This window comes from Paenibacillus lutimineralis, from assembly GCF_003991425.1.
Lineage (GTDB): Bacteria > Bacillota > Bacilli > Paenibacillales > Paenibacillaceae > Fontibacillus > Fontibacillus lutimineralis.
Window position 1 is genome coordinate 3,558,743 of record NZ_CP034346.1, and the last position, 23,656, is coordinate 3,582,398.

The following is a 23,656-nucleotide window of genomic DNA, read 5'->3' on the forward strand; positions in this document are numbered from 1 at the left end:
AATAAATGGATTGGTTATATCCATCCAAAACTTGCGTTTTTGAACAATCCAAAATCACTAAAGCACTTCAACATATAAGGGGGGATCAAATTGCTGAAAGTAAACCGAGACGATAAAAGACCACTGTGGCAGCAATTGCTCGATCAGGCCATCGATCATATTAACAATGGAGTCTGGAAGCCAGGGCAGCTCTTGACGCCCACTCGAGAGCTCGCTCAGCAGTTGGGAGTGTCCCGCTCCACCATCCAAATTGTGTATGATGAACTGCTAACCCGTGGTTATACGGTAACATCAGGACGCGGGGGGACACGCGTTAATGATTGGATTCAGATCAATGACAAATACGCTCCCTCGCTTGATCCGCCACAGCTTCCTGAACTGCCTTTGCTGGTCGAACAGTCGCAACACTGGTTTAGAAGTAAGGATAACCAGGGATCGGTCATCGATTTTAGTCCCTATCAACCTTTTGTAGATACGCAATTGTTAAAAGCGTGGCGCAAATCGTATTTGAATGCCTCTTCCCAATTCAATGTTTCTTCCTGGTTCTACGGGGATGCTTATGGCTTTGAGCCGTTACGCCGACAGATCCAACGTTATTTATCACTAGAACGTGGGATTCATGTTCAAACGAATCAAATCTTGCTAACATCCGGAGCTCAGCATAGTATTGATCTCATCGCACAAACACTTTTGACCAAGGGTGATACGATAACCGTCGAAGACCCTGGATATCCCGTTGCTTGGATGACGATGAAATACCGGCAAATGAAGGTTGCTCCAGTTCCTGTTGATGAGCACGGTCTTGTAGTAGAGAAGGTACCCTCTGAAGCAAAGCTCATCCTTGTGACCCCTGCTCATCAGTGTGCCGTAGGTGTAATGTTATCAGAACCACGCAGGCAACAGCTTTTGCATAGAGCCGCTCAGCAACGTGCATGGATTGTCGAGGATGATTACGACAGTGAATTCCGGTACCGCGGAGACCCGATGCTCACTTTATTTAGCCAACTTCCACAAAATTGTCTCTATTTAATGAGCTTCTCAAAATTGACTATGCCGGGCATTCGCATATCCGCTATTATCGGACCTGCCGAAGCCATTGCACAGCTGGCTCGCGTGCAAGCATTCACCTATCGCCATCTCCCGATCATGGAACAAGTGTCACTGGCACATTTCATCGAGCACGGGTATTTTATGCGCCATATGCGACGAGCCAGAAATATCTATCGACGCCGTCATGAAATCATGCAGAAGGCGATTATGGCCAGTGGTCTCGGAAACAAGTTCACGTTGCGAGGGATTGAAACCGGCTTGCATGTACTGCTGGAAGCGGATGAATCGTTTGACGAGGATACGATGACCCTCCGAGCGCTTCAGGGCGGAGTACGGGTACACCAACTTCATTCCTATTGCTTGGAGAGTAGACGCAAAGGGTGGGTATTAGGCTTTGCCAAGGTAGACGAAAGGCTTATCGTGGAAGGCATATATCGACTTGCTGAAACGGTCTTGTAGCATTTTCTGGGATACACACATCATTCTTTGATGTAACAGGTTTAGGTTCTTCTCGATGAAAGCCACGCCATTACATCCGAGGCATTTCGCTCCGGTGGAGACACTGGATAGAACACATGCTCAATCCTTCCATTATCGATAATCAAGGTTAGCCTTTTGATGAGTGTCATTCCTCTCACTTCGAAAAGTGGAAGTTCCAGAGCACGAGAAAGAGAGAGTGAACTGTCTGACAACAGAGGGAACGGCAGATGAAGCCGCTCGGCGGCTTCTTTTTGGTAGTCCGTGGATTGAGTCGAAAGACCGAACAGCCGCTCGACGCCCACACCCTTCAGCTCGGCAAAATGATCGCGAAATGCGCATGATTGCGAAGTGCAGCCGCGTGCGCCGGGGATTGCATCCCATCCTTCCAGAGCACCGCCGACTGCGGGGCTTGTACGCGGATACACGTAGACAACGGTTAATCCGCCTTCTGCAAGGTCAACAGTAGTGCCGTCAGTTGCAGCCAGACCGATGCTGGGGATCTGCAAGCCACGAAGATGCGCGACCTTCCCGTCATCTTCCGGCAGGGCAAGATGCCCCGGTCCAAATTCTTTTTCAGCCATCGCAGCTTCTCTTCCCTTCTCCATCTGTCCTTATTTCTTACGTTTAATCATAAAACCGTTCTCTATTTCCGTTTCCTTCCTGCTATGGACAAACTCTACTTTCAGTCATTCTCTATCGTTGAGCAACAATAGCCATTACTTCTCGCAGCGCTCTTAAAAACTTATCGTTCTGTTCAGCTCTTCCAACTGTTACTCTGATGTGGGTTGGAAAACCCAGCGCATGACCTCCCCGTATGATAACGCCTCTCTTAAGCAACTCATCAAACATGGTTTTGGACGGGCGTTGTACATCAACCAAGATAAAGTTGCCGTGCGGTTCGAAATAACGTAATCCCATATTGTCAAATTCTGAACAGAGTTGAATGATCCCTTCCCGATTGTGCATACGGCATCTCTCGACGAATGCCTGATCTTCCAGCGAAGCAAAGGCTGCTGCCTGTGCGAATCGACTCGTATTAAACGGTTCCCTGACCTGATTGATTGTACGGATCACATCAGGGTGTCCGATCCCGTATCCAATTCGCATGGAGGCTAGCCCATATATTTTCGAAAATGTCCGAAGAAGAACAAGATTAGGATAGTCCTTCAACAGACGAAGCCCGTCCGGATAATCTTTATGCGTGACATAATCGGAATAGGCTTCGTCCACCACGACGAGCACATGCGGCGGAATCAGGCGCAGAAAGCGCTCCAATTCAGAATGACTAACGATCGTTCCCGTCGGATTATTGGGATTGCAAATCCAGACAATTTTGGTTCCCTCACTCATTCTTGACAGTATGCCATAGAGATCATGTTTTCCTTCCTTATGCGGGACCTCAATGCAGACTGCGTTTTCTATCTCTGAATTATGTTTGTATTGAGGAAAAGTGTTCATCGACATGATCGTTTCATCCCCGGCAACCAAGTAGGCTCGAGCCAGCATCAGAATCACCTCATCCGACCCTGCGCCCATAATAATCTGATTGAGCTGAACATCGAGCATCTCAGCCAGCTTGAGCCGCAATGCACCAGCTTCGTCGTCCGGATAGTAATGGATGTTTTCTATTTCTGCACGGATTGCCTCAATCGCACTTGGCGAGCAACCAAATGGATTTTCATTAGAGGCTAGCTTGATCACCTCCGTCAAACCCAATTCACGCTTCACTTCTTCAATTGGTTTCCCCGGCTGGTATACAGGCAAATGTAGAACATTCGTTTTCGGTTTCATCCGTCTCTCACCCTTTCACGCTACTTCTTGATTCAAGAACCATTTGTAAAAAATAGGAGTGTAATGAAGTATCATCAGTCAACTCGGGGTGAAAGGAGGTCGCGAGTAAAAGCCCTTGTCTTGCTGCTACAATTCGGTCATGATAGGTTGCTAAAACCTCGATACCAATACCTACCTTTTGGATTAGAGGAGCTCGAATAAATACGGCCCGGACAGGTTGAGGGATACCTTTTATCGATAAAACAGTTTCGAAGCTTTCTTTCTGCCGTCCGAAGGCATTGCGGGATACTCTCATATTCATGAGAGAAAGATGAGCTTCCTCACCACTATCTATTTCATTGGCAAGTACAATCAGACCTGCGCAAGTTCCAAATATAGGTTTTCCAGACATAGCAAACGATCGGATCTCCTCGATTAACCCATATTTCCTCATCATTTTCCCTATTGTTGTGCTTTCACCTCCAGGAATAATGATGCCATCTATACCGGTTAATTGTTCTTTTCGTTTGATGGCAATGCCAACTGCACCAACTTCATGAATCATGTTCATATGCTCTTTCACTGCCCCTTGCAGTGCTAAAACGCCTATTTTCGTTTCCATAATTGCCCTCGTTCCTGCATGCTATTTATTTGCTTAAAATTTGGAAATTTCGACACAAGATCGTAAATTGAGTATAATATCGAATTTATGATAAGACTATTCCGTTAATATTATAAAAACAATAGGTTTTTCCTATGATTCAAGCAAGCCTATCCTTACGATAGGCATATCATAATTGATGCGGCTTGAAACCCTGATTCCTGTTATAAGCTGATTGAAGCATATAAACTGCGTTGATACATCTATTGTTATCTCAGCAGTTTTTACCGAAATAAGTGCATTCCTGCAACTGTTTCAGTCCGTGCAGGAACAACACGTGGTTAACAACCTCCTAGTAGGGTTCTAACCCTTAACCTTTTTCTTAACCTGATTAACGACCTCGTCAATGGAGACAAGCTCACTCTGCCCATTCTTACGAACGGTCAACTCGACTTCCCCCTGCTCAGCGTTCTTGCCTACTGTAATCCGCAGCGGAATGCCAATCAGCTCTGAATCCTTGAATTTAACGCCTGCACTCTCATTCCTGTCATCATACAATACCTCAATCCCTTGTTGTGCAAGCTCCGCATATAGTCTGTCTGCAGCTTGAGTCTGCTGTTCATTCTTGCTGGATATCAGAATCAGATGGACTTGAAATGGAGCCACCGACATGGGCCAGATCATTCCTCGGTCATCATGACGTTGTTCAGCGATAGCAGAGAGAAGTCGCGATACTCCAATACCGTAGCAGCCCATGATCATAGGTTCCTTTTTGCCGGCACTGTTCAAATAATGAGCCTGCAGCTTCTCACTGTATTTCGTGCCAAGCTTAAAAATATGACCCATCTCTATCCCGCGTGAGAACTTCAACCGCCCCTGCTGGCAATTCAGGCAATGATCTCCCTCTACAACGTTTCGGAAGTCGCCAACTTGCTCTAGCTTGAAATCCCGTCCAGGGCGCACATGAATTTCGTGAACATCGGCTTCATTGCCCCCTGCTATACCTTCACTCATACTAGCAACCTCTTGATCCACAAGCACAGGGATATGGATTCCGCAAGGGCCGATAGAACCGGCAGGCGCCAGCCCAAGCTCATGTAAGGCACCCGGATCGACAATCTCGAGACTCTCGGTGTTCAAATATTTCATCACTTTCAGTTCATTAACCTGGTGATCGCCTCTGACTAATACAGCGACAATTTGTTGATCCGCCTTATAAATAAGTGTCTTGATGATTTGCTGAGCTTCCACTTGCAAGCCGTCAATGAGTTCGTCAATGGTACGGATTCCTGGAGTTTGGATTTTCTCGCGCGGTAGCACTTCGGACGAAGGCACAACGGGTTCAGCTCCATCCCTACCAACGGCAGCTTCTATATTTGCTGCATAATCACAGCAAGTACAGGATGCAATCGTATCCTCGCCAATATCGGCCAAAGCCATAAATTCATGGGTCTCCCCTTCGCCGCCAATCGCTCCAGCATCTGCCTCCACCGCTCTGTAATTTAGCTCTATACGCTCAAAAATACGCTCATAAGCCCCGTACATTTTCCGATATGAACGATCTAATCCCTCCCAATCTGTGTCAAAGGAATAAGCATCCTTCATCACAAATTCCCGTCCGCGCAGCAATCCAAATCTCGGACGACGTTCATCTCTAAATTTCGTCTGAATCTGGTACAGCGTAACCGGAAGCTTCCGATATGAATTAATCTCATCCCGCACCAAAGCCGTAATAACTTCCTCATGCGTAGGTCCCAGAACGAACTCCCGTTCATTGCGGTCAGATAGACGCATCAACTCAGGACCATACACACTATGCCGTCCTGACTCCTTCCAGAGATCAGCAGGCTGGAGTGCTGGCATCAGTATTTCCTGGGCTCCGGTCAGTTCCATCTCCTCACGAATAATCTGCTCAATCTTGCGTAATACTCGCCGGCCTAGCGGCAGATATGTATAGATTCCAGCCGCCAATTGCCGGATAAAGCCACCTCTCAGCAACAATTCATGACTCGCCACTTCCGCTTCCGCAGGCGATTCTCGTAACGTGTTCAATAGTAAAGTGCTCTGTCGCATTGTAACAACCTCCTTGTTATAAAAAGCAAAAAGACACATTCGTTAGGGACGAATGTGTCGTGTTACCACCCTATTTCGACAATGACGCTTAGATGATAGTTCAAAAAGTCCGCTTTTGATCACGAAGTAATTCAAGAAGTAAATTCGGCATCGAATCTTGAATTCACCCGGGCCTTCCGGTGCTCACGTACCCACTATGTACGCTTCGCTCCTCAGTCCCTAGCTTCATCCAACCTTCTCGGTGCTGAAAACCGGATTTTTGAACTTATCGCTCATCTGTATCATTGTCCTCTTCTTCGGATAACGGCCGAACCCCGGTAACGGTTATCCCGTTACAGCTCGCAAGTCGGGAAGTACTCCTTCGACGGAAGAATCCTCTCAGCCTGTGGGATTCTCTCTCTGCACCGCGAACTTTGGAACACTTGTCTTGGTCATTGCTTTTTTGAAACTTTATCATGTACTGGTGGGATAGTCAATACTATAGCAGTTCAGCCACTCGAGCTGCGGTTGCTTCACCGTTGGCGATGCAATCCGGGATACCTACGCCGTAATAAGAGCAACCCGCCAGGAACATCCCGGGATACTGCTGCGCAACTTTACGCTCCAACGATTGGACGACCTCATGATGCCGTAAATGATAGTTGGGCATAGAATCCATCCACCGCGTAATTGCATAGGTTGTCGGCTGTGGCAGCTGACCGATGCTCTGCTGCAGATCGGACATCGCTTCCTGCAGCATCTCCTCCTCAGATAAGCCTTGCAGACGCTCATAGTGTGGGCCAGAGCTTTTATAGAATAAGCGAACCAGCAGCTGATGATTTGTCGATGTGTGGGTCCATTTGCGACTGGTCCATGTAGATGCCTGGCATTTCATGCCGCTGCTATCGGCAACGATGAAGCCCGTTCCATTCTCAGGAAGCAATTCATCGCTTACTTCAAAGCCCATATATACACTGATCAGGGAACTGCCGATCAATTCTGCGAAGTCTTCGTTCAGACTCTCGTTGGCAAGCATCAACTGAGCCGCTTGATGCGGCACACTCAGAACAACACTATCCGCCACCAAGCTGCGACCATCCTTCAAATCCAGCGTGTACTGCTCTCCGTCTCGTATTACACGGCTCACTTTGCAGCCTTTCATCCACTCGATATCTGGCAGCGCCTGCTCCATCCGCTCAATGATCGCTGAAGTGCCACCTGCAAAGGAAAGAAACTTCTTCTCCCCTTGCGATTTGAAGGTCTGGCGATTCTCAGCAAGTCCCTTCATAATACTGCCGTATTGATTCTTGTAATCCAACAGATAAGGCAGCGTGGAAGCAATCGTTAATTCATTCAGCTTGCCGGAATATACACCTGATAGTACCGGAGCGATCTGCTTCTCGACTAACTCCTTGCCAAGAAAAGCTTCCAGGAACAGGCCTATCGAATCGTTCTTCGTGAACGTCTCATTCGTCGTATAGAAGTCCTTGAGCGCCTCCACCTTGCCTTCTGCCGAGACCAGCTCGCTCTCCGCCAGAGCCTGGAGACTGAGCGGGATGCCAAATACCGCCTCCTCGGGTATTAACTTCAGCTTACCTTCAGTATGCAGATAGGATTTACCCGTAGCGTTATAGACAACTTCTTCTCGCAGTCCCAGTTCATCGATCAGCGGATCTACATTTCGTTTGCGGGCAACAAGCGAGTCGGCCCCGACCTCCATAATGAAGCCATCCCGCTTCACCGTATGGATCTTCCCACCCAATCGTTCATCCGCTTCAATCAGTACAATCTCCGCAGCAAGCTTTCGTTCTTGAATGATTTTGTGCAAATAATAAGCCGTGGACAATCCTGTAATTCCTCCACCAATTACCGCAACCTTCTTCAATCTATTCCACCTCGATCAAGGGTTATAATTCACTCTCCCCATCATAACCTACTTGTCTCGAAGCGGACAATATTCCTACTACAAAGTTCCATTAATATACACATGAATGGCGTCGCGCAGGAATTGGGCCAACCCAGTCTGATGCTTGTCATAATAGTCACGGAATCGTTCGTCATCGACATACATTTGCGCTATGCCGGCATGGGCTTCTTTATTGTAGGCGTCCCAGTAAAAGGTCAGCCACTCTTTGTGAAGTTCGGCAGCGTGCTGAGCCTTCTCCCCCGCCGGATCACCTGTCTTGTACGCCTCCAGCAAAGCCGCGATCACTTCATCGGCAAGTGCCGTCACTCGTTCATATTGCCCAGCAGTCATATTTTGCAGCTTCCCGTTCGCTTTATCGATCGTATCAGCGCCGTACTTCTCTCGTATCTCGTCCCCATATTGCCGCTCATTCTCAGCGATTAACTGTTCTTTGAATCCGGTGAATTTCTCTTGATCCGTCATCGTTATTCTCCCTTCCGCTTCGGATATCGTATGATCTACATTCGCAATCAGCAAGTCTAGCTGCCGCTTGCGGTCAAGGAGCTGTCTGCGATGCTGCTTCAGCGCTGCAATCCGGTCAAAGGACGGGTCTGTAATCACCTGTTTGATATGATCCAACGGTAATCCGAGCTCGCGAAAAAATAAAATTTGCTGCAACTGGTTAACCTCGGCTGCCCCATAGATCCGATATCCCGATGAGTTGATTCTTGCCGGCTTAAGAATGCCAATCTCATCATAATAGCGTAATGTCCTTGTACTGATTCCAGCTAGCTGACTCAGCTTTTGAATGGTGTATTCCATCTGTTTCCCTCCTGACAAGTTCACTCTACACCTTTACGTAACGTGAAGGTCAACATCTATTTTGTAATTCCTATTTTATAAAAAGTTCTGTAAGTGCTTGTACCAACAGTCAGACTCTCAGCATGGAGAGGGTTGTGATCAACGAAGGACCTATTTGAATGGTCTATAAGAGCATTTGCTTCCAGGGGAAGCGTATCTTAACCTCCTTGGACCGCTCTTCACAGCACTTCATAATATCCGCGCTAATGTTATCCGGAATATGATGGATATGCTTCTCGTACAGTATGAGACAGGCCAGTAGCTGGTGCTGATTCTTGAGGTATAAGTTCAGCTTAATACTGCGAAGCAATTGCGTCGCACCCTGTGTACACTCGCCTCCGTTCAGCCAATATACCGCACATTGATAATACATTCTACTATACCGATCGCGATCTCTAATCTGATTCTCACCGCTCAGCATAAATGCCGGGGAAGAATCCGCAAATCGGTATAGCATGTCCTTTAAGCAGGGATCGAAGGAGAATTCGTATTTATTAGCCGCAACTAACGAGGCTGTTAAGCCATCTACTCTCAGTACCGGATATTCATTCATCAAGTCGACAAGCTGCGGGAGCCGGTCCAATTGACCGTTCTTAAGCTCTAGCCCCAGTAGTCTCCCCTTAGCCAACAATGAGAAGCGCTCCGCCTCCAGTTTGTCATCTGGCAGAGCATCATGAATCTGCGGCAGAGCGAAGCAGCGTTCGAGACATTCCCTTGCTTCAGCGTATGCCTCTTCAGACTCGTACGCTTCAGACATCATCAGCAGACCTTGTCCATAGTAATTCGCTATGGAGCGTCTAAAAGGCAGCCTGCGCCGGAACCAGTTCCCGTTCTGCTTCTTGAACAATGATTCAGCCCGCGTTAGCATTTCAGCGACATATTGCCGAACCTCATCCCAGCGATCAAGCACAGCATAGTTTCGTGCAAGCAAGTAGAGCCCTTCCAAGCCATACTCATCGCGCAGACGATGACGAAAAGGAATGAACCGCAGCATTTCCCCCGTATTGCCGGGCTGAGTCTCGCAAGTCATGTAAAATATCCGGAAATAGCTCATGATGACCTCATCCGTCACCGCTCTATCGTCACTCATGCTTATTATTTTCTCATATAATTCGGTTGCAGGTTGCCACATGCCACAAGCGAACAACGACTCCGCCTTCTCAAATAGCTCTTTATGCGGCACAGATCGTTCCTGACCTGGCGAGACTCTGTGATTAGTCACCATGGGATGATCTCCTTCGAATAGCCAAACATAAATACAATAATTTGGGAGAATATAAATATATAAAGGTTAATTACCTATATATTACTATTGTTAACTTATAAGTTCAATTAAACTTCATATGCATGTTATAGATCAACTAAGGTTGCTACAATTCATGTAGGTGATGAACATGAGCTTCGATTATTCCCTGATCGGCAGACGCATTAAGCATGCCCGAGAAGAACAAGGAATTACGCAAGAAATGCTGGCTGAGAAACTGGACGTCTCCAACGCATATATAAGCAAGATTGAGCGTGGTAAGACCCCTATTAATCTGGACAGGCTATCTCAATTATGCGTAGTGCTTGAGGAATCGCCAGAGTATATTCTGAGCGGTACTAATAAGCTATCCAATGACTATCTGCGTAATGAAATTATAGAAATGCTGGAAGATTGTCCACCGGAGAAGATCAAATTAATCATGCAAGTCATTAAACCGATTGTTGAATTCAAATCGCCAAAAGGCTGACACCCGAACCGTGGTGCCGGCCTTGCTTTATTTTATAGGGGAACTTGTTTATCATTAATGTGATAGATAGTGTAAGAGGATGATGTAAAGCGATGCGACATTTATTAACTCAGACTGCGATACATATGTTCTGTGGCAAAGCGGCCTATGAGGCAGGACAGACTTATTATGAGGCTGGCAAGGTTACCTACACGCTTCAGAACACGGACCAACAAATTTATGAGGCCAATGTATCGGGAACGGATGAATATGAAGTGAATTTGGCGATCTATCCGGACGGTGCATTAACCGCTGATTGTACTTGCCCGGCTTTTGCCGCGAGCGGCAATTACTGCCCGCATATCGCAGCTGTGATGATAGGCGCCTATAAAATACAGAACCATACCGAACAATCGTCTGGCCGCCATGATCTGGCACCGAAACAGATGGGTACTAATTTAGCTGCTCCGTTGAAACGGGATATGCGGCAAGCACCACATCGCAGCACGGCCCAGGATACGCGGCTGATGCGCGATATTATGGGGCTGTTCGGCAAGAGCAAGACCCGCCTGACACGGACTGGATCGTATTTCGATGCCAGAGAGCGTCTGGAGGCTGAATTTATACTGAGGTTGGATTCGTACGGATATGAGAAGCAAATATTCTCGATAGAGATGAAGCTGGGGACGAAGCGTCTATATATTGTAAAAAATATTAAGCAACTCCTGGAGCAAATCAATCTTGGCGGTAAATATACATTTACGCCCAATTTCACCTATGATCCGCAGCTCCACAACTTCCCCGCTGAGGTGTCCGCGATTATACAGAAGCTGATAGACATTCAACGGAACGAGCATTTATTACATGAGATGGCTGATCATTATCATCTTCGTTCCGGATATCCCGAAGAGCGCGGCCTTGTCATACCGCCCTACGCTTGGAATGATCTGCTGGCGCTGCTTCGCTCCTGCCCTTCCGTCAAGCTGGAGGCGGGTGGCATATTGTACAAAGGATTCTTCGAATCAGACAGACCTTTGCCTATCCAATATGCGATCAGGCATTCTGATGAAGATGATTCCTATTCTTTTGAGGTCGAAGGTCTGGATGAGATTACAATTCTCGACTCTTATAATATGGCGCTAATCTATAACGAGCTGATAACACTTGATCCGCAGCAATGCCTACAACTCCATGAACTTAAGAAGTTGTTACGGGTCTACCGCAAAGCTAGGGTCGGCGTGAGTGCGGAGCAGATGTCTCTGTTCATCGAGAAAGCCCTGCCAGGGCTGATGAAGCTTGGTGAAGTGAAGATCGATGATTCCATCACAGATCGGATTGTACGGAAGCCTTTGCAGGCCAGATTGTATCTGGACCGTTTGAAGAACCGCCTGCTGGCGGGGTTGGAATTCCAATATGGAGATGTTGTCATTAACCCGCTTGAGGATCAGGATCTACAGCGGGGAACCGATCTCATCCTTATTCGTGACGAAGACCAGGAGCGGCGAATCCTTGAGCTGATGGATGAGAGTTCTTTTGTGCGAACGGAGAGTGGCTTCTTCCTGGATGATGAAAATGCGGAGTTTGATTTTCTCTACTATACTGTGCCGAGGTTGGAACAGTTCGTTGATATCTTTGCCACAACGGCCGTTAAGGTAAGGATTGAGCGTCCAACTATTCCGCCGAGAATCTCCGCTATTTGGGACGAGCGTACAGATTGGCTTGAATTCAAATTCGAATTGAATGGCATTTCCGATAATGAAATCCGCGAGCTAATCGAGGCGATCGAGGTCAGGCGTAAATACTACAAGCTGCCAAGTGGTTCCCTAATGCCGTTGTCGGACGAGAAATTCAAGCATATGATTCAGTTCGTCCAGGATTCGGGCAAGTTCCAGTTCAACGAAAATGGTGATGGATTCCGAGTGCCGTTGGCCAGTTCATTCCATCTCCTGGATGAGCAGCGTTATCGGGAGCTATTAAAACCAGAGAAGTCGCTGCGCCGTCTTCTGTCGAACCTGAAGAATCCCGACAATCTGGAGTTTGCGCTGCCGCCAAACCTTGCTCCTGTACTGCGTGATTACCAGGTCTTTGGGTATCAGTGGCTGAAGACGCTCGCTACGTATCGCTTCGGCGGTATTCTTGCCGATGATATGGGGCTGGGCAAGACGCTGCAGAGCATCGCCTTCCTCGTCTCGGTACTGCCGGAAATCCGTGAGCATAAGCTGCCAGCGATTATTGTGGCCCCTGCTTCTCTCGTCTACAACTGGCGGAATGAACTGCGAAAATTCGCTCCAGAGATACAGAGTATGATCATTGATGGCAGTAAGAACGAGCGGGTTCGTCAGCTGCAGGAGCAAGATGGATTCGATATTATTATTACCTCTTATCCACTGCTGCGCAGGGATATTGAACAGTATACCGAACAGGCTTATCATACCTTGATTCTGGATGAGGCGCAGAACTTCAAGAATCATACGACACAAACGGCTCATGCCGTCAAGGCGCTGCAAGCTAAGCATAAATTCGCACTAACCGGAACGCCCATCGAAAATTCGCTTGAGGAGCTCTGGTCTATCTTCGACGCGGTCTCCCCTGCCCTGTTCCGGGATCGACAGACCTTTAATGATCTGTCGCGGGAGAGCATCGCTAATCGAATTAAGCCATTCCTGCTGCGCCGACTGAAGACAGATGTCCTAAGTGAACTTCCAGCGAAGATTGAATCGGTGCAAGCTTCGGAACTGTTGCCTGATCAGAAGAAGCTGTATGCAGCTTATCTCGCTCAGCTTCAGCAAGAGACTCTGAAGCATCTTAACGAAGACAGCTTCCAGCAGAATAAGATCCGCATTCTGGCCGGGCTCACTCGGCTGCGTCAATTATGCTGTCATCCTTCCTTATTTATTGAGGATTATGAGGGCAGGTCGGCCAAGTTCGATCAGCTCTTTGAGATTATTGACGAATGCCTTAGCTCTGGGAAGCGAATGCTGATCTTCTCGCAATTTACACAGATGCTCGGTCTAATCGGACGTGAACTTGGATATAGCAGTATTCCTTATTTCTATCTGGACGGACAAACTCCTTCCTCCGAACGGATTGATCTATGTGACAGGTTCAATGAAGGAGAGAAAGACATCTTCTTGATCTCTCTGAAAGCTGGTGGTACTGGACTTAACCTAACGGGGGCAGATACTGTCATTCTGTATGACCTATGGTGGAATCCAGCTGTTGAGCAGCAAGCTGCAGACCGGGCCCATCGTATCGGGCAGACCAAGGTGGTACAAATTATTCGTCTCTTAACTGAAGGAACCGTTGAGGAGAAAATGTATGAATTGCAGCAGAAGAAGAAGGATCTGATCGACGAGATCATTCAGCCAGGACAACAATCAATATCCAGTATGTCTGAGCAAGAGATCCGCGAGATATTGATGATTTGAAGATGATTGTAGAAGAGCAGGTCTGGTTTGAATAGAAGCCAGGCCTGCTCTTTTTTGTGTAGAGTGTTGCTAATGGCAAAGGGATCAATAGTTTAGTTAACATAACTATTATTATGGTAACATAAATCGATCATATACGTCATCATTATGATTCATTTCGAGTGAAATCGACATTAATTTCATTATATTAATCATAACTTTTTTATTATTTAATAACATTAATGAAATATATTATGTATCCATATCTATCTTATATTTTGTGCTGTAAGGATCAGGGGAAGCCTGTCTTTGAGGCCTCCCCCTTTGTTGATAATTAACGATCACATACTGTGCTATAACTTTTAATTATTTTTAATTAATATGATTAATTAATGCGAATCCACTATTGTTTTATACCTAGTCGAATATAGTTTACATAACTAATAATATGTTAATCTATTGCTACACAAGCCTACGTTTCAGTTCGGTGGGTAGACTTCAAACTCATACAGTGAATAACCGTAAGGGGTTCCCCGCTCGGTACCAAACATTTTTACATATCTAGCCGACACATTGTTCAGAGGTATTTCCTGCACTCCCCCGCTGCCATTCGTCTCGGTATATGCGTCCGTCCAGTTCGAACCGTCGTTGGAGACTTGAATTTTAAATTTGACCGCATACGCCTCTTCCCAATGCAGTCTCACACTACCGAGCGCCTTAACAGTACCTAGATCAACGTAGATCCACTGCGGGTCGCTGCCTTCACTGCTGGCCCATCTGGATTGCAAGTTGCCGTCAATGGCCCGGTCCGCTTCAAAGCTGATACCCTCAATGGAGCTAGCTACTGCTGCTGCGTTCAGAGCCAGATTAGGCAGAGCTGGTTGATCGGCTGAGCCGGGCTTCCACCAGTTGCCGGAGATGTACAGCATATTAAGGAGATTATAGCTGTCGCTGAAGTAATCCTCCTTCTTATTCTTCATCCAGTCCCAGCCAGCGTTGACCCAGGCTTGGTTACCGCTATCGGCTGTCGCTGCAGAGATGAAAGGAGACACAAATACCGCCGTTGCATAATCCCCGACCTCTGTCCCATTCAGCTTGTAGCCATTTTTTATTTTCGAAGGAGTATTGTTTGTCTTGCCTTTTATCCAGCCTGTCAGCTTGTCCGAGATCGCCTTACTGCGCGGGTCCCCATACATCGCATAATCCATGACGATTCTGAGCGGAACGCGGCTGGCGTTATAATAATAAATATTTGTCTCTTTGAATTCATCGAGATACCATTCGGGTGCAGGTTTGGGCGGGTTGTTGACGACAAAGTCTGAGATCAAACCTGTTGTAGGAGAGTAGGCATTGCTGAAATCATTATATACAGAATAAAGGTTATCGATCAGTTGGATCCATACCGGATCCTGAGTCACATCATAGAAGGCCCTTAGATGACTGAGCATCCAGTCAGAAGGCCTTGTATTGAGCGCATTCTTCGCATCCCAGTCGCCCAGGTTCAGCCGGTTGTTCGACGTTACATTACTGGCCTTAATACCATTCGTAATCATTTGCTTCGCTTCTTGCAAGTAATTGATCGAACCGTCCGATCCCCATTGCTCATGAGCGAGAATCAAGGAATAAGCGATATCGAGATCTCCATCGGTCGCAGAGCTATAATGTCCTTGGGCATTCTTGTTATCGGCAACGACCCAGCCCATTAGGTTAGGGTTATTAGAGCTCTTATAAGCTCGGGCTGTCTTGAACAATCCATTATAGATTGTCTGCGCATTCGGATCATGTCCGGCCATAAGCACGGTAATGACCATTCCATACCCTTGTCCCTCTGAAGAACCCAAGGCTGCGAAGCCACCCGGATTCCCGGTAATTTCACCTTTGACATAATATCCGCCAGATAGTGAGCTAAGGTCATTCTTCAAGTACTTCCCTTTCCAATAATCATAATACTGGGTGACCGATTGATTCATCGCATTCTGGGTGACATGGTTCGGCTTGATAATGCCAGGGTAACTCACCTGCTGTGGAAAAGGCTTTTTCTCCCCCGCTGCATAGGTGCTCTGTGATGGCGCGATTGATCCTGCACCAGCCAATAAGACGGCAATGACCAGACTGACAAGTGCCTTGTACCTTTTACTCCGTTTTGGACTGGACCCTGTTGTTGAATCAGTTGTTGCTGAAAATTGTGCGTAAACATTGAGCTCTGTTCGGGTGTTAACCCTCGTCCTTGTCTGAAACATCGCAATTCCTCCTTTAAGTGTGTGTGATTCATGTGCCGCTTGTGCCGAATGAACTACAACATGGGAAGATGTGTTATGTCTAAATCAAGGATGTCTCATGCTTGTATAATATTACATTTATTGAAAATAATAAACTAGATTCGAATTCACAAATATCTATGCATGATGCATGTACAGGAGGAACCAGCCTATGACAAGCCACAATCAAGATCATTCCCAGGATGAAGCGAAGCTTCGGAATGAAATGGACCCTTCCGGCGACTCATTACAGGAGAAGCAGAAAATGAAGCAAGGCGTCGATATTGAGCCTGAAGCTGATGAATGGGTCGCAAAACCAGCTGCATTTACCGATACGGATAAGGAATAATCAACAGCTTGACATGAAATCCGCTGCAGCGAAGAAGCTGGGCGGATTTTATCGTTTCTGGTCGCCATCCATAGATCATTTATTGACGTTGTTGTTATACAGGTTGCCGCCGCCAATCCGCACATCATCATGGGCTGTCGTCCCCGTTGCCGCACTGGTGGCATACACGACATAACCAACTGAATCATCCAGATTGATCGTGTTATGTTCAAAAGAATTATTCATCCCGGTCGGATACGCCGTTCCATGAGTTCGAACCTGGAATGCATCTTTGATGTTGGAATTACCGTTGCGATAGCCCTGATTATAGCGAATGATCGTATTCACGCCTTTGACATCAATGAAGCTGTCCGCACTATTCTCTCCACTGATGCCCGTACCATTAAAGGTGCAATACTCAATAATCGTTCCACTTGCCCCTTCTTTGATGTCAATATGTTCCGCTGTGATCCCGCCATCAAACACCGTATGGCTGATCACGTTGTCGTACACCAGATGCTCATAATTGGAGCTGGAATCCGATCCGACATAAGCACCTTCCCCATACCCCGGCTGATATTTGCCCGTATCATAGATCGTGGAATACTCTAATCTGTTATACGAACTGCCATCGCGAAAATGAACACCCTCATCACCGATCTGATGTATCTTAAGGCTATGAAGCAGATTATAGTTGCCATGATCAATGACGATCCCCTTTTGTGCTGTATCGATTTCAATGTTGCGGATTTGCCAATAATCTCCGGTTAAATGGATGCCGTAAGACCCGTCATTCACGCTTACCCCTTTCAGCACAGCTGGCTTGTCCGGGTCACAGCTCGTTAGCAGGATCGGTGCAGCTTCAGTGCCATTTTGACCGGAATAGAACAATCCTTGTCCTCCGGGGTCTCCACTTGTCGCCTTTACTCCCGTATAAGTACCTGGAGCAATCGCAATAATATCGCCGGGGATTGCCGTCCGCATTGCATTCTGAATAGCGACGCTGCTGTTCAGCGCGTTACTACAGATCGGAGTCGAGCCGGAATCAGCCAGCGTTCTAACCATCACCGTGCTACTGGGTGCTGAACGGTTACCTGCACTGTCTCTAGCTATAATGTAGTAGCTGTACATCGTATCCGGACCCAACCCGTTATCCAGGAAAAAGACACCCGCTGTCTCCCCTGCCAGACTCCCATTGCGAAATACTTCATACCCCGCAACTCCGCCGTTAGCCTCGGCCGGACTCCAGCTTAATTGGATCTGCGTTCCTGAAGTCGCAATACCAGTGACATTAGTTGGTGCTGTAGGAGGCTGCTCATTACCACCAGGATGAGTGCTGTTGCCGCTAATGACAAGCTCCGGTCCATTCACGCCCTTTTCCCTGCTGTTCAGTGTTGTGTACTTGCCAGCGTTTTCTTGAAGCATGAAGGAGACAATGCCGTCTCCGGCCGCTTCTGCCGCTACATAGTTGGTCACATCTATTTCATAATAGGCTGCTGTCGTATTCATCGGAACACTGCCAGCTAAGCTTCCCTGGACCGGCTTATTGTTCCAGGTGATCGTCGATTCATTCCAGTTATCCGCAGTCTGATAGGCGGATAGAACCGTATTGTATGATGAGCTTCCGTAAATTCTGAGCTTCGCGCTCGTAACATTTGAAATTCCGGAGAGATTAAATTTTATGAAGGCTTGGCGAGAGCTCGCCGTATCATCCTTAACGTACAAAGATGTGGAGGTTCCATAATTGGAGGAGGAGTTGCCTTGATGCACATAAGAGTCACTGATCGGACTTAGTGTCACAGACGAGGCCATTACCATAGTCTCTGTAAAAGATAAGCCGAGAAGCAGTGCCAGAAGGCATAATCCCAACTTATAGAACAACAATTTTATATTGCGGATACTGCTAGACATACGAATCACTCCTTTTTATTTTCGGTTGATTCTTATGTTTGCGGGTCCACGCTCCGTCAGCTGAAGAACATCTATCCTCCCTTCTAATGAGCTACTGCTGCCAATTAGGCACCTGGTTGTCCCTTCAAGTATAAAACAATCAGAACGGAACATATATGAGCATTTTTACCTATTATTGGAATAAATGCGACTATCAAATCTTCTTGCATGCATTAAAAAAAGCAGCCAAACCGTAAGTTTAGCTGCTTAGTAGGAAGGTGCTCAAAATACTAACGAATTACCGAGCATGCAATCCGTGCTCCAGAATTACCGGACGGATCGGTAACGTAGTCATCAGCTTTTTCATGAATCATCAGTGAAGTGCCACCTGGCTTCAGCAGAGAATTCGGGGCACCCTTCTTGAGTGTCACCGTCTTGCTCTCCAGATCGGTATTTACCGTCCCGTCGGCTTTAACCGTAATGTTAAGCAGATCGCCCGCATGGAATCCTTTCGGATTTTTGAATCCATGCTGCTTACCTTGCGGGTTGAAATGAGCCCCAGCCGTCTTAAAGTCTGGAGGATCGCATTTTCCCGTCTCATGGAAATGGATGCCGTGTTCCCCCGGTGGGAGATTCTTAGCTTCAATATGGATATGGACTGCGTCTGCTTTTTGCGTCAACACGGCTGTGCCAATCTCAGCTCCCTTGGAATCGATGATCACCGTCTTGATTTGCAGTTCCTCTGATTTGGCCCAAGCTGGATTCATAGGTGCAGCTCCGAACATTAGAGAACCAAGGATGCTCAGGCAGATGACTTGTTTTTTCATTGTGCGGATTCTTCCTCCTGTAGATGTTTTCGCTTCTTCCACAGGATGTCCCATTTGGAAGAAAAAGATAACTCCTCGACAAGCACCTCGTTCCTTATTTGCCAACGACGATTAGAAATCCGGTATGTCGATCACGACTTCGCGTCCTGTCTGTGACGAGCGCAAAATTCCGTCCAGAATGGCCTGGTTGCGAACAATTTGTTCTCCCGGAATCGGAGCCGGCCCACCCTCGCGAAGTGCACGCACAAAATCTCTGATTTTCTCAGCGAAGACATCTATCTCATGTTCAATCAAAGGAATAACGCTCTCTGTGTGATGCCTCTGAATATCATGGAACAGTGATACCGCGCCAACATGGCCATCCCATACGCCTCCCCAAGGTCCCTGGCTCTTAGGCAGTACCTTAAGACCTGCGTCCGTGCCAAGGAACATCGTCGCTCCAAGCGAATCCATATGCATAGCCCAAGAGGTCTTGAAATTAAGCACGATATCATTCTCAAAGCGGATCATCGCCACCCCGAAATCCTCGACATCAAATCGATCTGCCTCTGGATGATATTTCGGATTGGTGCCAAAGTGATTCGACGTATAAGCCGACACCGTCAGTGGCTTAGGATATCCTAATGTGTTCAAGGCGAAATCGAGCGAATAGCAGCCGATATCGGCCATCGCGCCCGCACCCGAAATCTCCTGGCGAATGAAGGTTCCTCCCGGCATGCCACGGCGGCGCCCTCCACCGGTCTCTACGTAATATACTTTGCCAAGCTGTCCGCTCTGCACAAGCTCTTTGATGAGACCCATGTTCGGATCATATCGTGGTTGAAAACCGATATTGAGCATTTTGTCAGCTTCTTTCGAAGCTTGAACCATACCCACTGCTTCCTCCAGTGTCACCGACATCGGCTTCTCGACCATGACATGCTTACCAGCATGCAGCGCATCCAGTGTCGTCTTGTAATGTGCGGCATTAGGCGTACAGATACTTACCCCATCCAAGTCCAGCTCCAGCAGCTTACGATGGTCGTCGAATCCTACAGCCTGCTGCAGGCCCCAATTTTCAATAAAATGATCAGCCCGTCCCGGAAAAATATCAGCCACACCTACAATTTCGACATCCTCGATATCTTTGTAGGTACGTGCATGTACTCCCGCGATTCCTCCACTACCTATGATTCCAATTTTGATCGTTCTACCCATGTAGTATTCTCCTCCTACATTCTCTCTTTAAAATATTATATTTCACAATTTTAAGTAATAGTCGCAGCGTATAGCCTCTCGCCGTCCACTGAACCCAACGTTAATCCGTTGGGTCCAATCTAATCAGCGATGATACAGAATAGGATTATTTATAATATTTGTCGCAGATAGCGAAGACTAGCTTCTATTGATTCCAGTTGTGGAATCTCGTATTCCTCCTGTTCGACGGTGTACCATTCGATCCCGAAATGCTTGCCGGCCGCCGTGATTGTCTCGAAATCGAGAATACCCGTGCCGATCTCCGTATTGCGCTGATCCTGCTTGCTCTTCATGTCCTTGATATGGAGAATTCGGCAGCGGTCTGCGAAGGATTCTATCCAGTTCGCAGCGCGGAACCCGGCATATTCTGCCCAGTATGTATCCAGTTCGAAGAACATATGCTCAGGCGAGGTATGTTGGGCCAGCAGCTCCAGGCCTGTCAACCCGTCATGCCTCTGGAATTCAATGCCATGATTGTGATAGCCGAAGCGAATCCCTTGCTCTTTGCAGCGCTCCCCAATCCGATCAAACATCTCCGCGGCCCGCTTATAACTATCCGCATTCTCATGCAGCTCCTCAGGAAGACCAGGACAGATGATATAAGGGCTACCGATGGTTAACGAGTAATCCATCATCTCTTCTAGTCTCTCGGTAAGATCAGGTATACCGATATGACTTCCAGCCGCCCGTAGTCCGAATTCGTTCAGCGACTTCTTAAGCTGCTCCGCTGAAGTGCCGAAATATCCGGCAAACTCAACGCCGTCGTAGCCAATCTCCGCTACTTTTTTTAGGGTACCAAGAAAATCCTCGCTTGTTAGTTCTTTAATGGAATAGAGTTGCAACGCAATATTTTCCATATATAATGCCTCCTTCCAAATCATTGGGTAAAGTAAAGATACCAAAATCATAGAAGAAGTAATACAATGAAGCTACTTAAAAATATCAAATATTTGTTCTTGATGATTCAAAGGTCTGTTTTTGAATACGGAGCAACTCAGTTCGAGGTGATGAGATGATGAACGAGCCTTATTTTGAATCCAACCGAACCCAGGACGGGTCGATCCACTATCCCTATGAGAGTATGATCCACTATGGCAGAGAGCCGCGCTGCATTGTGCCGTCACACTGGCATCTGTATATTGAAATTTTATATTTGCTGTCCGGGACTGCCAAGGTTTATTCGGGAGGCGAAGCATATGTCCTAAGTGAGGGCGACCTAATCCTGATTCATTCCCATGAGACACATTCGATATATTCTCTGGATCAAGAGCTCTCCTATATCGTCGTCAAGTTTGATCCAGAGATCCTATACTCGACTTCCCGGACTTTTTTAGAATCTAAATATATTCTGCCGTTCACCTTGGCTGAGTCTAGCAGTCAGCGTGTTTTCACAGCTTCTGAGATTAGAGATACGCCGATCCCGGACATGATCTGGGAGATTTACAATGAATTCAGCGCCAAGAGCTTTGGCTTTGAGCTTGCCGTACGTACGCTGATTTGCCGCGTCTTCCTGTGGTTTCTACGACAGCCCCGTCAACAGCAGCATTGGAACTGGGAAGTGGTTCATTCCTTGAATGATAGCGACTACCAGATGCTACAGAAGGTGTTCGAATATATCGACTATAACTATAAGAATGATATAAATGCGCAAACCGCAGCCCGTCTGTGCAATATGAGCTACAGCTATTTCTCCCGAAGGTTCAAGGCGATCATGGGCAAGACTTTCACCAACTATCTGAGCTATATCCGCATTACTGAGGCAGAGAAGCTCCTGCTGACGACAGATCAGAGCATGACCGAGATCGCACTGGAGGTCGGCTTCTCAAGCTCAAGCTACTTCATACAGCAGTTCAGACAATACAAGGATATCTCTCCTTACCAATTCCGCAAAAAAGGAAAAGCCTGATACTAGGTAGTATCAGGCTTCATAATATTGATCACCACAAGCAAAGCAGAGTTGGTCGTAGAACCGCATCGTCGAGTCCTATTGAAACTGGGTATCGTTATTTAGCTATAATTGCGTTGCTTCACATTCTAACGAAACTAGGTATCGTTATTTGGTCCGAATTGCCATGTTCAGGCCTTATTTCGGTCAAATAGCGATCTGTAGTTTCGTTAGATTTTTTTACGCCTCAATTATGCTCGAATAGCGTGTCCCAGTTTCGTTAGCGCAGGTTACGTTTCATTTGACGGACGGCAGACACTAAATTTCTGACTTTAATCAGATTCGCCAAGTAGCGCAACGCTGTTAAAGTCTCATTGCAGCAGCGTATGTATCATCACTTTCAAGCCCTTTAGCATCGTCGCTTGCGACAAGGAAGGCATGCTTGGCTTGAGGGCGGCCATCTCTTCCGAAGCCGGAAAATGTACAAATCCGCCAACCATCGGCAACTGGTGAACACGGATGTAATCAAGCAGAGCGTACATCGTGTTGTTGCAAATAAACGTTCCTGCTGAATAAGAGATCGCAGCCGGAATGCCCTGCTCCCTCATGCTGTCCACCATCTTGCGCACGGGCAGCAGACTGAACAAACCGTCGGGGCCGTCCAGGCTGATCCTCTCATCATAGGGACGGCTCCCGTTATTGTCGGCTACGCTGGATTCCTTAGGTACTTCTTTCAAGTTAATGGCGATCTGTTCTGGCGTAATCGAGGTTCGCCCCGATGCCAGCCCACAACAGATGACCGCATCTGGCTGCAGCGCCCGCACTGCCTCAAGCAGCTTGACCGCACATTCATCAAAGACAACCGGAAGCAGCAAGGTGTGGATCTTAGCCCCAGTAATCTGCTCCTTCCCAATGTCTGCAAGCAGCCTCTCCGTCGGATTTATGGAATCATCGCCAAAAGCTTCAAATGCCGTGATCAATATGTTCATGTTCTAATTCCTCCTCCCCATAATTCGTAGCATTTCGTTGACCGTCGCCATACGACGGCCAACATGCTTGTGAGCACGATTCAACTCTAACTTTACTAGTATGAAATCACGCTCTCCTTATGTCACTTCGAACTTCAAAGCTTCTCTCTATTTTAGGCATATGCCACAGCAACTCGCAACAAGTCAGAATAATAGGGACAACTGTAAACCATACACTTATTTCTCCGAATTATTAGCCCCTTATAAGGGCATTTATACTCATAAAAAAACTCATTTCGGATTGCTCCCTCGCTTAAGAGTTATATAAGGTGAAATTGTGTGATAGCCCAACTCAGCGGTTTTTTTGTCGTTACAGTCTGCAGAGTATAAGTGCTTATATGCAACTATATTAGCTCTTCATGCCA

18 protein-coding genes and 1 pseudogene are annotated in these 23,656 nt (G+C 47.0%); 5 read left to right on the top strand and 14 right to left on the bottom strand.

The features are described from left to right. Nucleotides 1-90 precede the first annotated feature (90 nt). A complete protein-coding gene (gene pdxR, locus EI981_RS15655; RefSeq protein WP_126999663.1) occupies nt 91-1,509 on the top strand; it encodes a MocR-like pyridoxine biosynthesis transcription factor PdxR in 1,419 nt (472 codons plus the stop codon). A 41-nt stretch (nt 1,510-1,550) separates the two neighbouring features. On the opposite strand, the gene EI981_RS15660 is transcribed toward pdxR, so the two are convergent. The 7 genes from EI981_RS15660 to EI981_RS15690 form a co-directional block, all read right to left on the bottom strand. Continuing rightward, the gene (locus EI981_RS15660) at nt 1,551-2,135 is read right to left on the bottom strand and encodes a peroxiredoxin (protein ID WP_227011453.1); all 585 of its coding nucleotides are present in this window, start codon (nt 2,133-2,135) and stop codon (nt 1,551-1,553) included. An 88-nt stretch (nt 2,136-2,223) separates the two neighbouring features. Continuing rightward, entirely contained in the window at nt 2,224-3,321 is a 1,098-nt protein-coding gene (hisC, locus tag EI981_RS15665; protein ID WP_126999667.1) for a histidinol-phosphate transaminase, read from the bottom strand. Nucleotides 3,322-3,328: 7 nt separating this feature from the next. Continuing rightward, nucleotides 3,329-3,922 carry a pyridoxal 5'-phosphate synthase glutaminase subunit PdxT gene (gene pdxT, locus EI981_RS15670; protein ID WP_126999669.1) on the bottom strand — a complete coding sequence of 198 codons (594 nt, stop codon included), beginning with the start codon at nt 3,920-3,922 and terminating at the stop codon, nt 3,329-3,331. 342 nt (nt 3,923-4,264) lie between these two features. Then, nucleotides 4,265-5,974 carry a proline--tRNA ligase gene (locus EI981_RS15675; RefSeq protein WP_126999671.1) on the bottom strand — a complete coding sequence of 570 codons (1,710 nt, stop codon included), beginning with the start codon at nt 5,972-5,974 and terminating at the stop codon, nt 4,265-4,267. A gap of 478 nt (nt 5,975-6,452) precedes the next feature. After that, nucleotides 6,453-7,838, bottom strand: coding sequence for a protoporphyrinogen oxidase (hemG, locus tag EI981_RS15680; protein ID WP_126999673.1), 1,386 nt, complete (start codon nt 7,836-7,838; stop codon nt 6,453-6,455). Nucleotides 7,839-7,916: 78 nt separating this feature from the next. After that, a complete protein-coding gene (locus tag EI981_RS15685) occupies nt 7,917-8,681 on the bottom strand; it encodes a MerR family transcriptional regulator (protein WP_126999675.1) in 765 nt (254 codons plus the stop codon). A 163-nt stretch (nt 8,682-8,844) separates the two neighbouring features. Beyond that, the gene (locus tag EI981_RS15690) at nt 8,845-9,942 is read right to left on the bottom strand and encodes a hypothetical protein (protein ID WP_227011454.1); all 1,098 of its coding nucleotides are present in this window, start codon (nt 9,940-9,942) and stop codon (nt 8,845-8,847) included. A gap of 172 nt (nt 9,943-10,114) precedes the next feature. On the opposite strand from EI981_RS15690, the gene EI981_RS15695 reads away from it, so the two are divergent. Next, nucleotides 10,115-10,453, top strand: a complete 339-nt coding sequence (locus EI981_RS15695) for a helix-turn-helix domain-containing protein (protein ID WP_126999679.1) — start codon at nt 10,115-10,117, stop codon at nt 10,451-10,453. A 92-nt stretch (nt 10,454-10,545) separates the two neighbouring features. Further along, complete coding sequence (locus tag EI981_RS15700; protein ID WP_126999681.1) at nt 10,546-13,860, top strand: DEAD/DEAH box helicase; 3,315 nt, start codon at nt 10,546-10,548, stop codon at nt 13,858-13,860. 458 nt (nt 13,861-14,318) lie between these two features. Here EI981_RS15700 and EI981_RS29680 read toward each other — a convergent pair whose 3' ends face one another. Further along, nucleotides 14,319-14,627, bottom strand: coding sequence for a discoidin domain-containing protein (locus EI981_RS29680; protein ID WP_237172668.1), 309 nt, complete (start codon nt 14,625-14,627; stop codon nt 14,319-14,321). 93 nt (nt 14,628-14,720) lie between these two features. Next, nucleotides 14,721-15,887, bottom strand: a pseudogene (locus EI981_RS15705) (glycosyl hydrolase family 8); the annotation flags it as partial. Nucleotides 15,888-16,269: 382 nt separating this feature from the next. On the opposite strand from EI981_RS15705, the gene EI981_RS29265 reads away from it, so the two are divergent. Then, nucleotides 16,270-16,446: a hypothetical protein gene (locus EI981_RS29265; RefSeq protein ID WP_193556377.1), complete on the top strand. Its 177-nt coding sequence runs from the start codon at nt 16,270-16,272 to the stop codon at nt 16,444-16,446. Nucleotides 16,447-16,521: 75 nt separating this feature from the next. Here the strand turns inward: EI981_RS29265 and EI981_RS15710 are convergent, their stop codons facing one another. From EI981_RS15710 to EI981_RS15725, 4 genes are all read right to left on the bottom strand, one after another. After that, nucleotides 16,522-18,336 (bottom strand): CBM96 family carbohydrate-binding protein, encoded by a 1,815-nt coding sequence (locus tag EI981_RS15710; RefSeq protein WP_126999685.1) that lies wholly within the window; start codon nt 18,334-18,336, stop codon nt 16,522-16,524. Between the two features lie 269 nt (nt 18,337-18,605). After that, on the bottom strand, nt 18,606-19,142 hold the full coding sequence (locus EI981_RS15715; protein ID WP_126999687.1) for a superoxide dismutase family protein: 537 nt from the start codon (nt 19,140-19,142) through the stop codon (nt 18,606-18,608). Between the two features lie 111 nt (nt 19,143-19,253). After that, nucleotides 19,254-20,339, bottom strand: coding sequence for a Gfo/Idh/MocA family protein (locus tag EI981_RS15720; protein WP_126999689.1), 1,086 nt, complete (start codon nt 20,337-20,339; stop codon nt 19,254-19,256). Nucleotides 20,340-20,488: 149 nt separating this feature from the next. Further along, the gene (locus EI981_RS15725; protein ID WP_162616191.1) at nt 20,489-21,235 is read right to left on the bottom strand and encodes a sugar phosphate isomerase/epimerase family protein; all 747 of its coding nucleotides are present in this window, start codon (nt 21,233-21,235) and stop codon (nt 20,489-20,491) included. Nucleotides 21,236-21,393: 158 nt separating this feature from the next. On the opposite strand from EI981_RS15725, the gene EI981_RS15730 reads away from it, so the two are divergent. Continuing rightward, nucleotides 21,394-22,284, top strand: a complete 891-nt coding sequence (locus tag EI981_RS15730; protein WP_162616192.1) for a helix-turn-helix transcriptional regulator — start codon at nt 21,394-21,396, stop codon at nt 22,282-22,284. A gap of 350 nt (nt 22,285-22,634) precedes the next feature. On the opposite strand, the gene EI981_RS15735 is transcribed toward EI981_RS15730, so the two are convergent. Then, nucleotides 22,635-23,252, bottom strand: coding sequence for a pyroglutamyl-peptidase I (locus tag EI981_RS15735; protein WP_126999695.1), 618 nt, complete (start codon nt 23,250-23,252; stop codon nt 22,635-22,637). Nucleotides 23,253-23,656 lie beyond the last annotated feature (404 nt).

Bases quoted from the DNA above. Each gene is read 5' to 3' on its own strand.
- EI981_RS15660 (WP_227011453.1), bottom strand. From the start codon at position 2,135: ATGGAGAAGGGAAGAGAAGCTGCGATGGCTGAAAAAGAATTTGGACCG.
- hisC (WP_126999667.1), bottom strand. From the start codon at position 3,321: ATGAAACCGAAAACGAATGTTCTACATTTGCCTGTATACCAGCCGGGG.
- pdxT (WP_126999669.1), bottom strand. From the start codon at position 3,922: ATGGAAACGAAAATAGGCGTTTTAGCACTGCAAGGGGCAGTGAAAGAG.
- EI981_RS15675 (WP_126999671.1), bottom strand. From the start codon at position 5,974: ATGCGACAGAGCACTTTACTATTGAACACGTTACGAGAATCGCCTGCG.
- EI981_RS15685 (WP_126999675.1), bottom strand. From the start codon at position 8,681: ATGGAATACACCATTCAAAAGCTGAGTCAGCTAGCTGGAATCAGTACA.
- EI981_RS15695 (WP_126999679.1), top strand. From the start codon at position 10,115: ATGAGCTTCGATTATTCCCTGATCGGCAGACGCATTAAGCATGCCCGA.
- EI981_RS15700 (WP_126999681.1), top strand. From the start codon at position 10,546: ATGCGACATTTATTAACTCAGACTGCGATACATATGTTCTGTGGCAAA.
- EI981_RS29265 (WP_193556377.1), top strand. From the start codon at position 16,270: ATGACAAGCCACAATCAAGATCATTCCCAGGATGAAGCGAAGCTTCGG.
- EI981_RS15710 (WP_126999685.1), bottom strand. From the start codon at position 18,336: ATGTCTAGCAGTATCCGCAATATAAAATTGTTGTTCTATAAGTTGGGA.
- EI981_RS15715 (WP_126999687.1), bottom strand. From the start codon at position 19,142: ATGAAAAAACAAGTCATCTGCCTGAGCATCCTTGGTTCTCTAATGTTC.
- EI981_RS15720 (WP_126999689.1), bottom strand. From the start codon at position 20,339: ATGGGTAGAACGATCAAAATTGGAATCATAGGTAGTGGAGGAATCGCG.
- EI981_RS15725 (WP_162616191.1), bottom strand. From the start codon at position 21,235: ATGGAAAATATTGCGTTGCAACTCTATTCCATTAAAGAACTAACAAGC.
- EI981_RS15730 (WP_162616192.1), top strand. From the start codon at position 21,394: ATGAACGAGCCTTATTTTGAATCCAACCGAACCCAGGACGGGTCGATC.
- EI981_RS15735 (WP_126999695.1), bottom strand. From the start codon at position 23,252: ATGAACATATTGATCACGGCATTTGAAGCTTTTGGCGATGATTCCATA.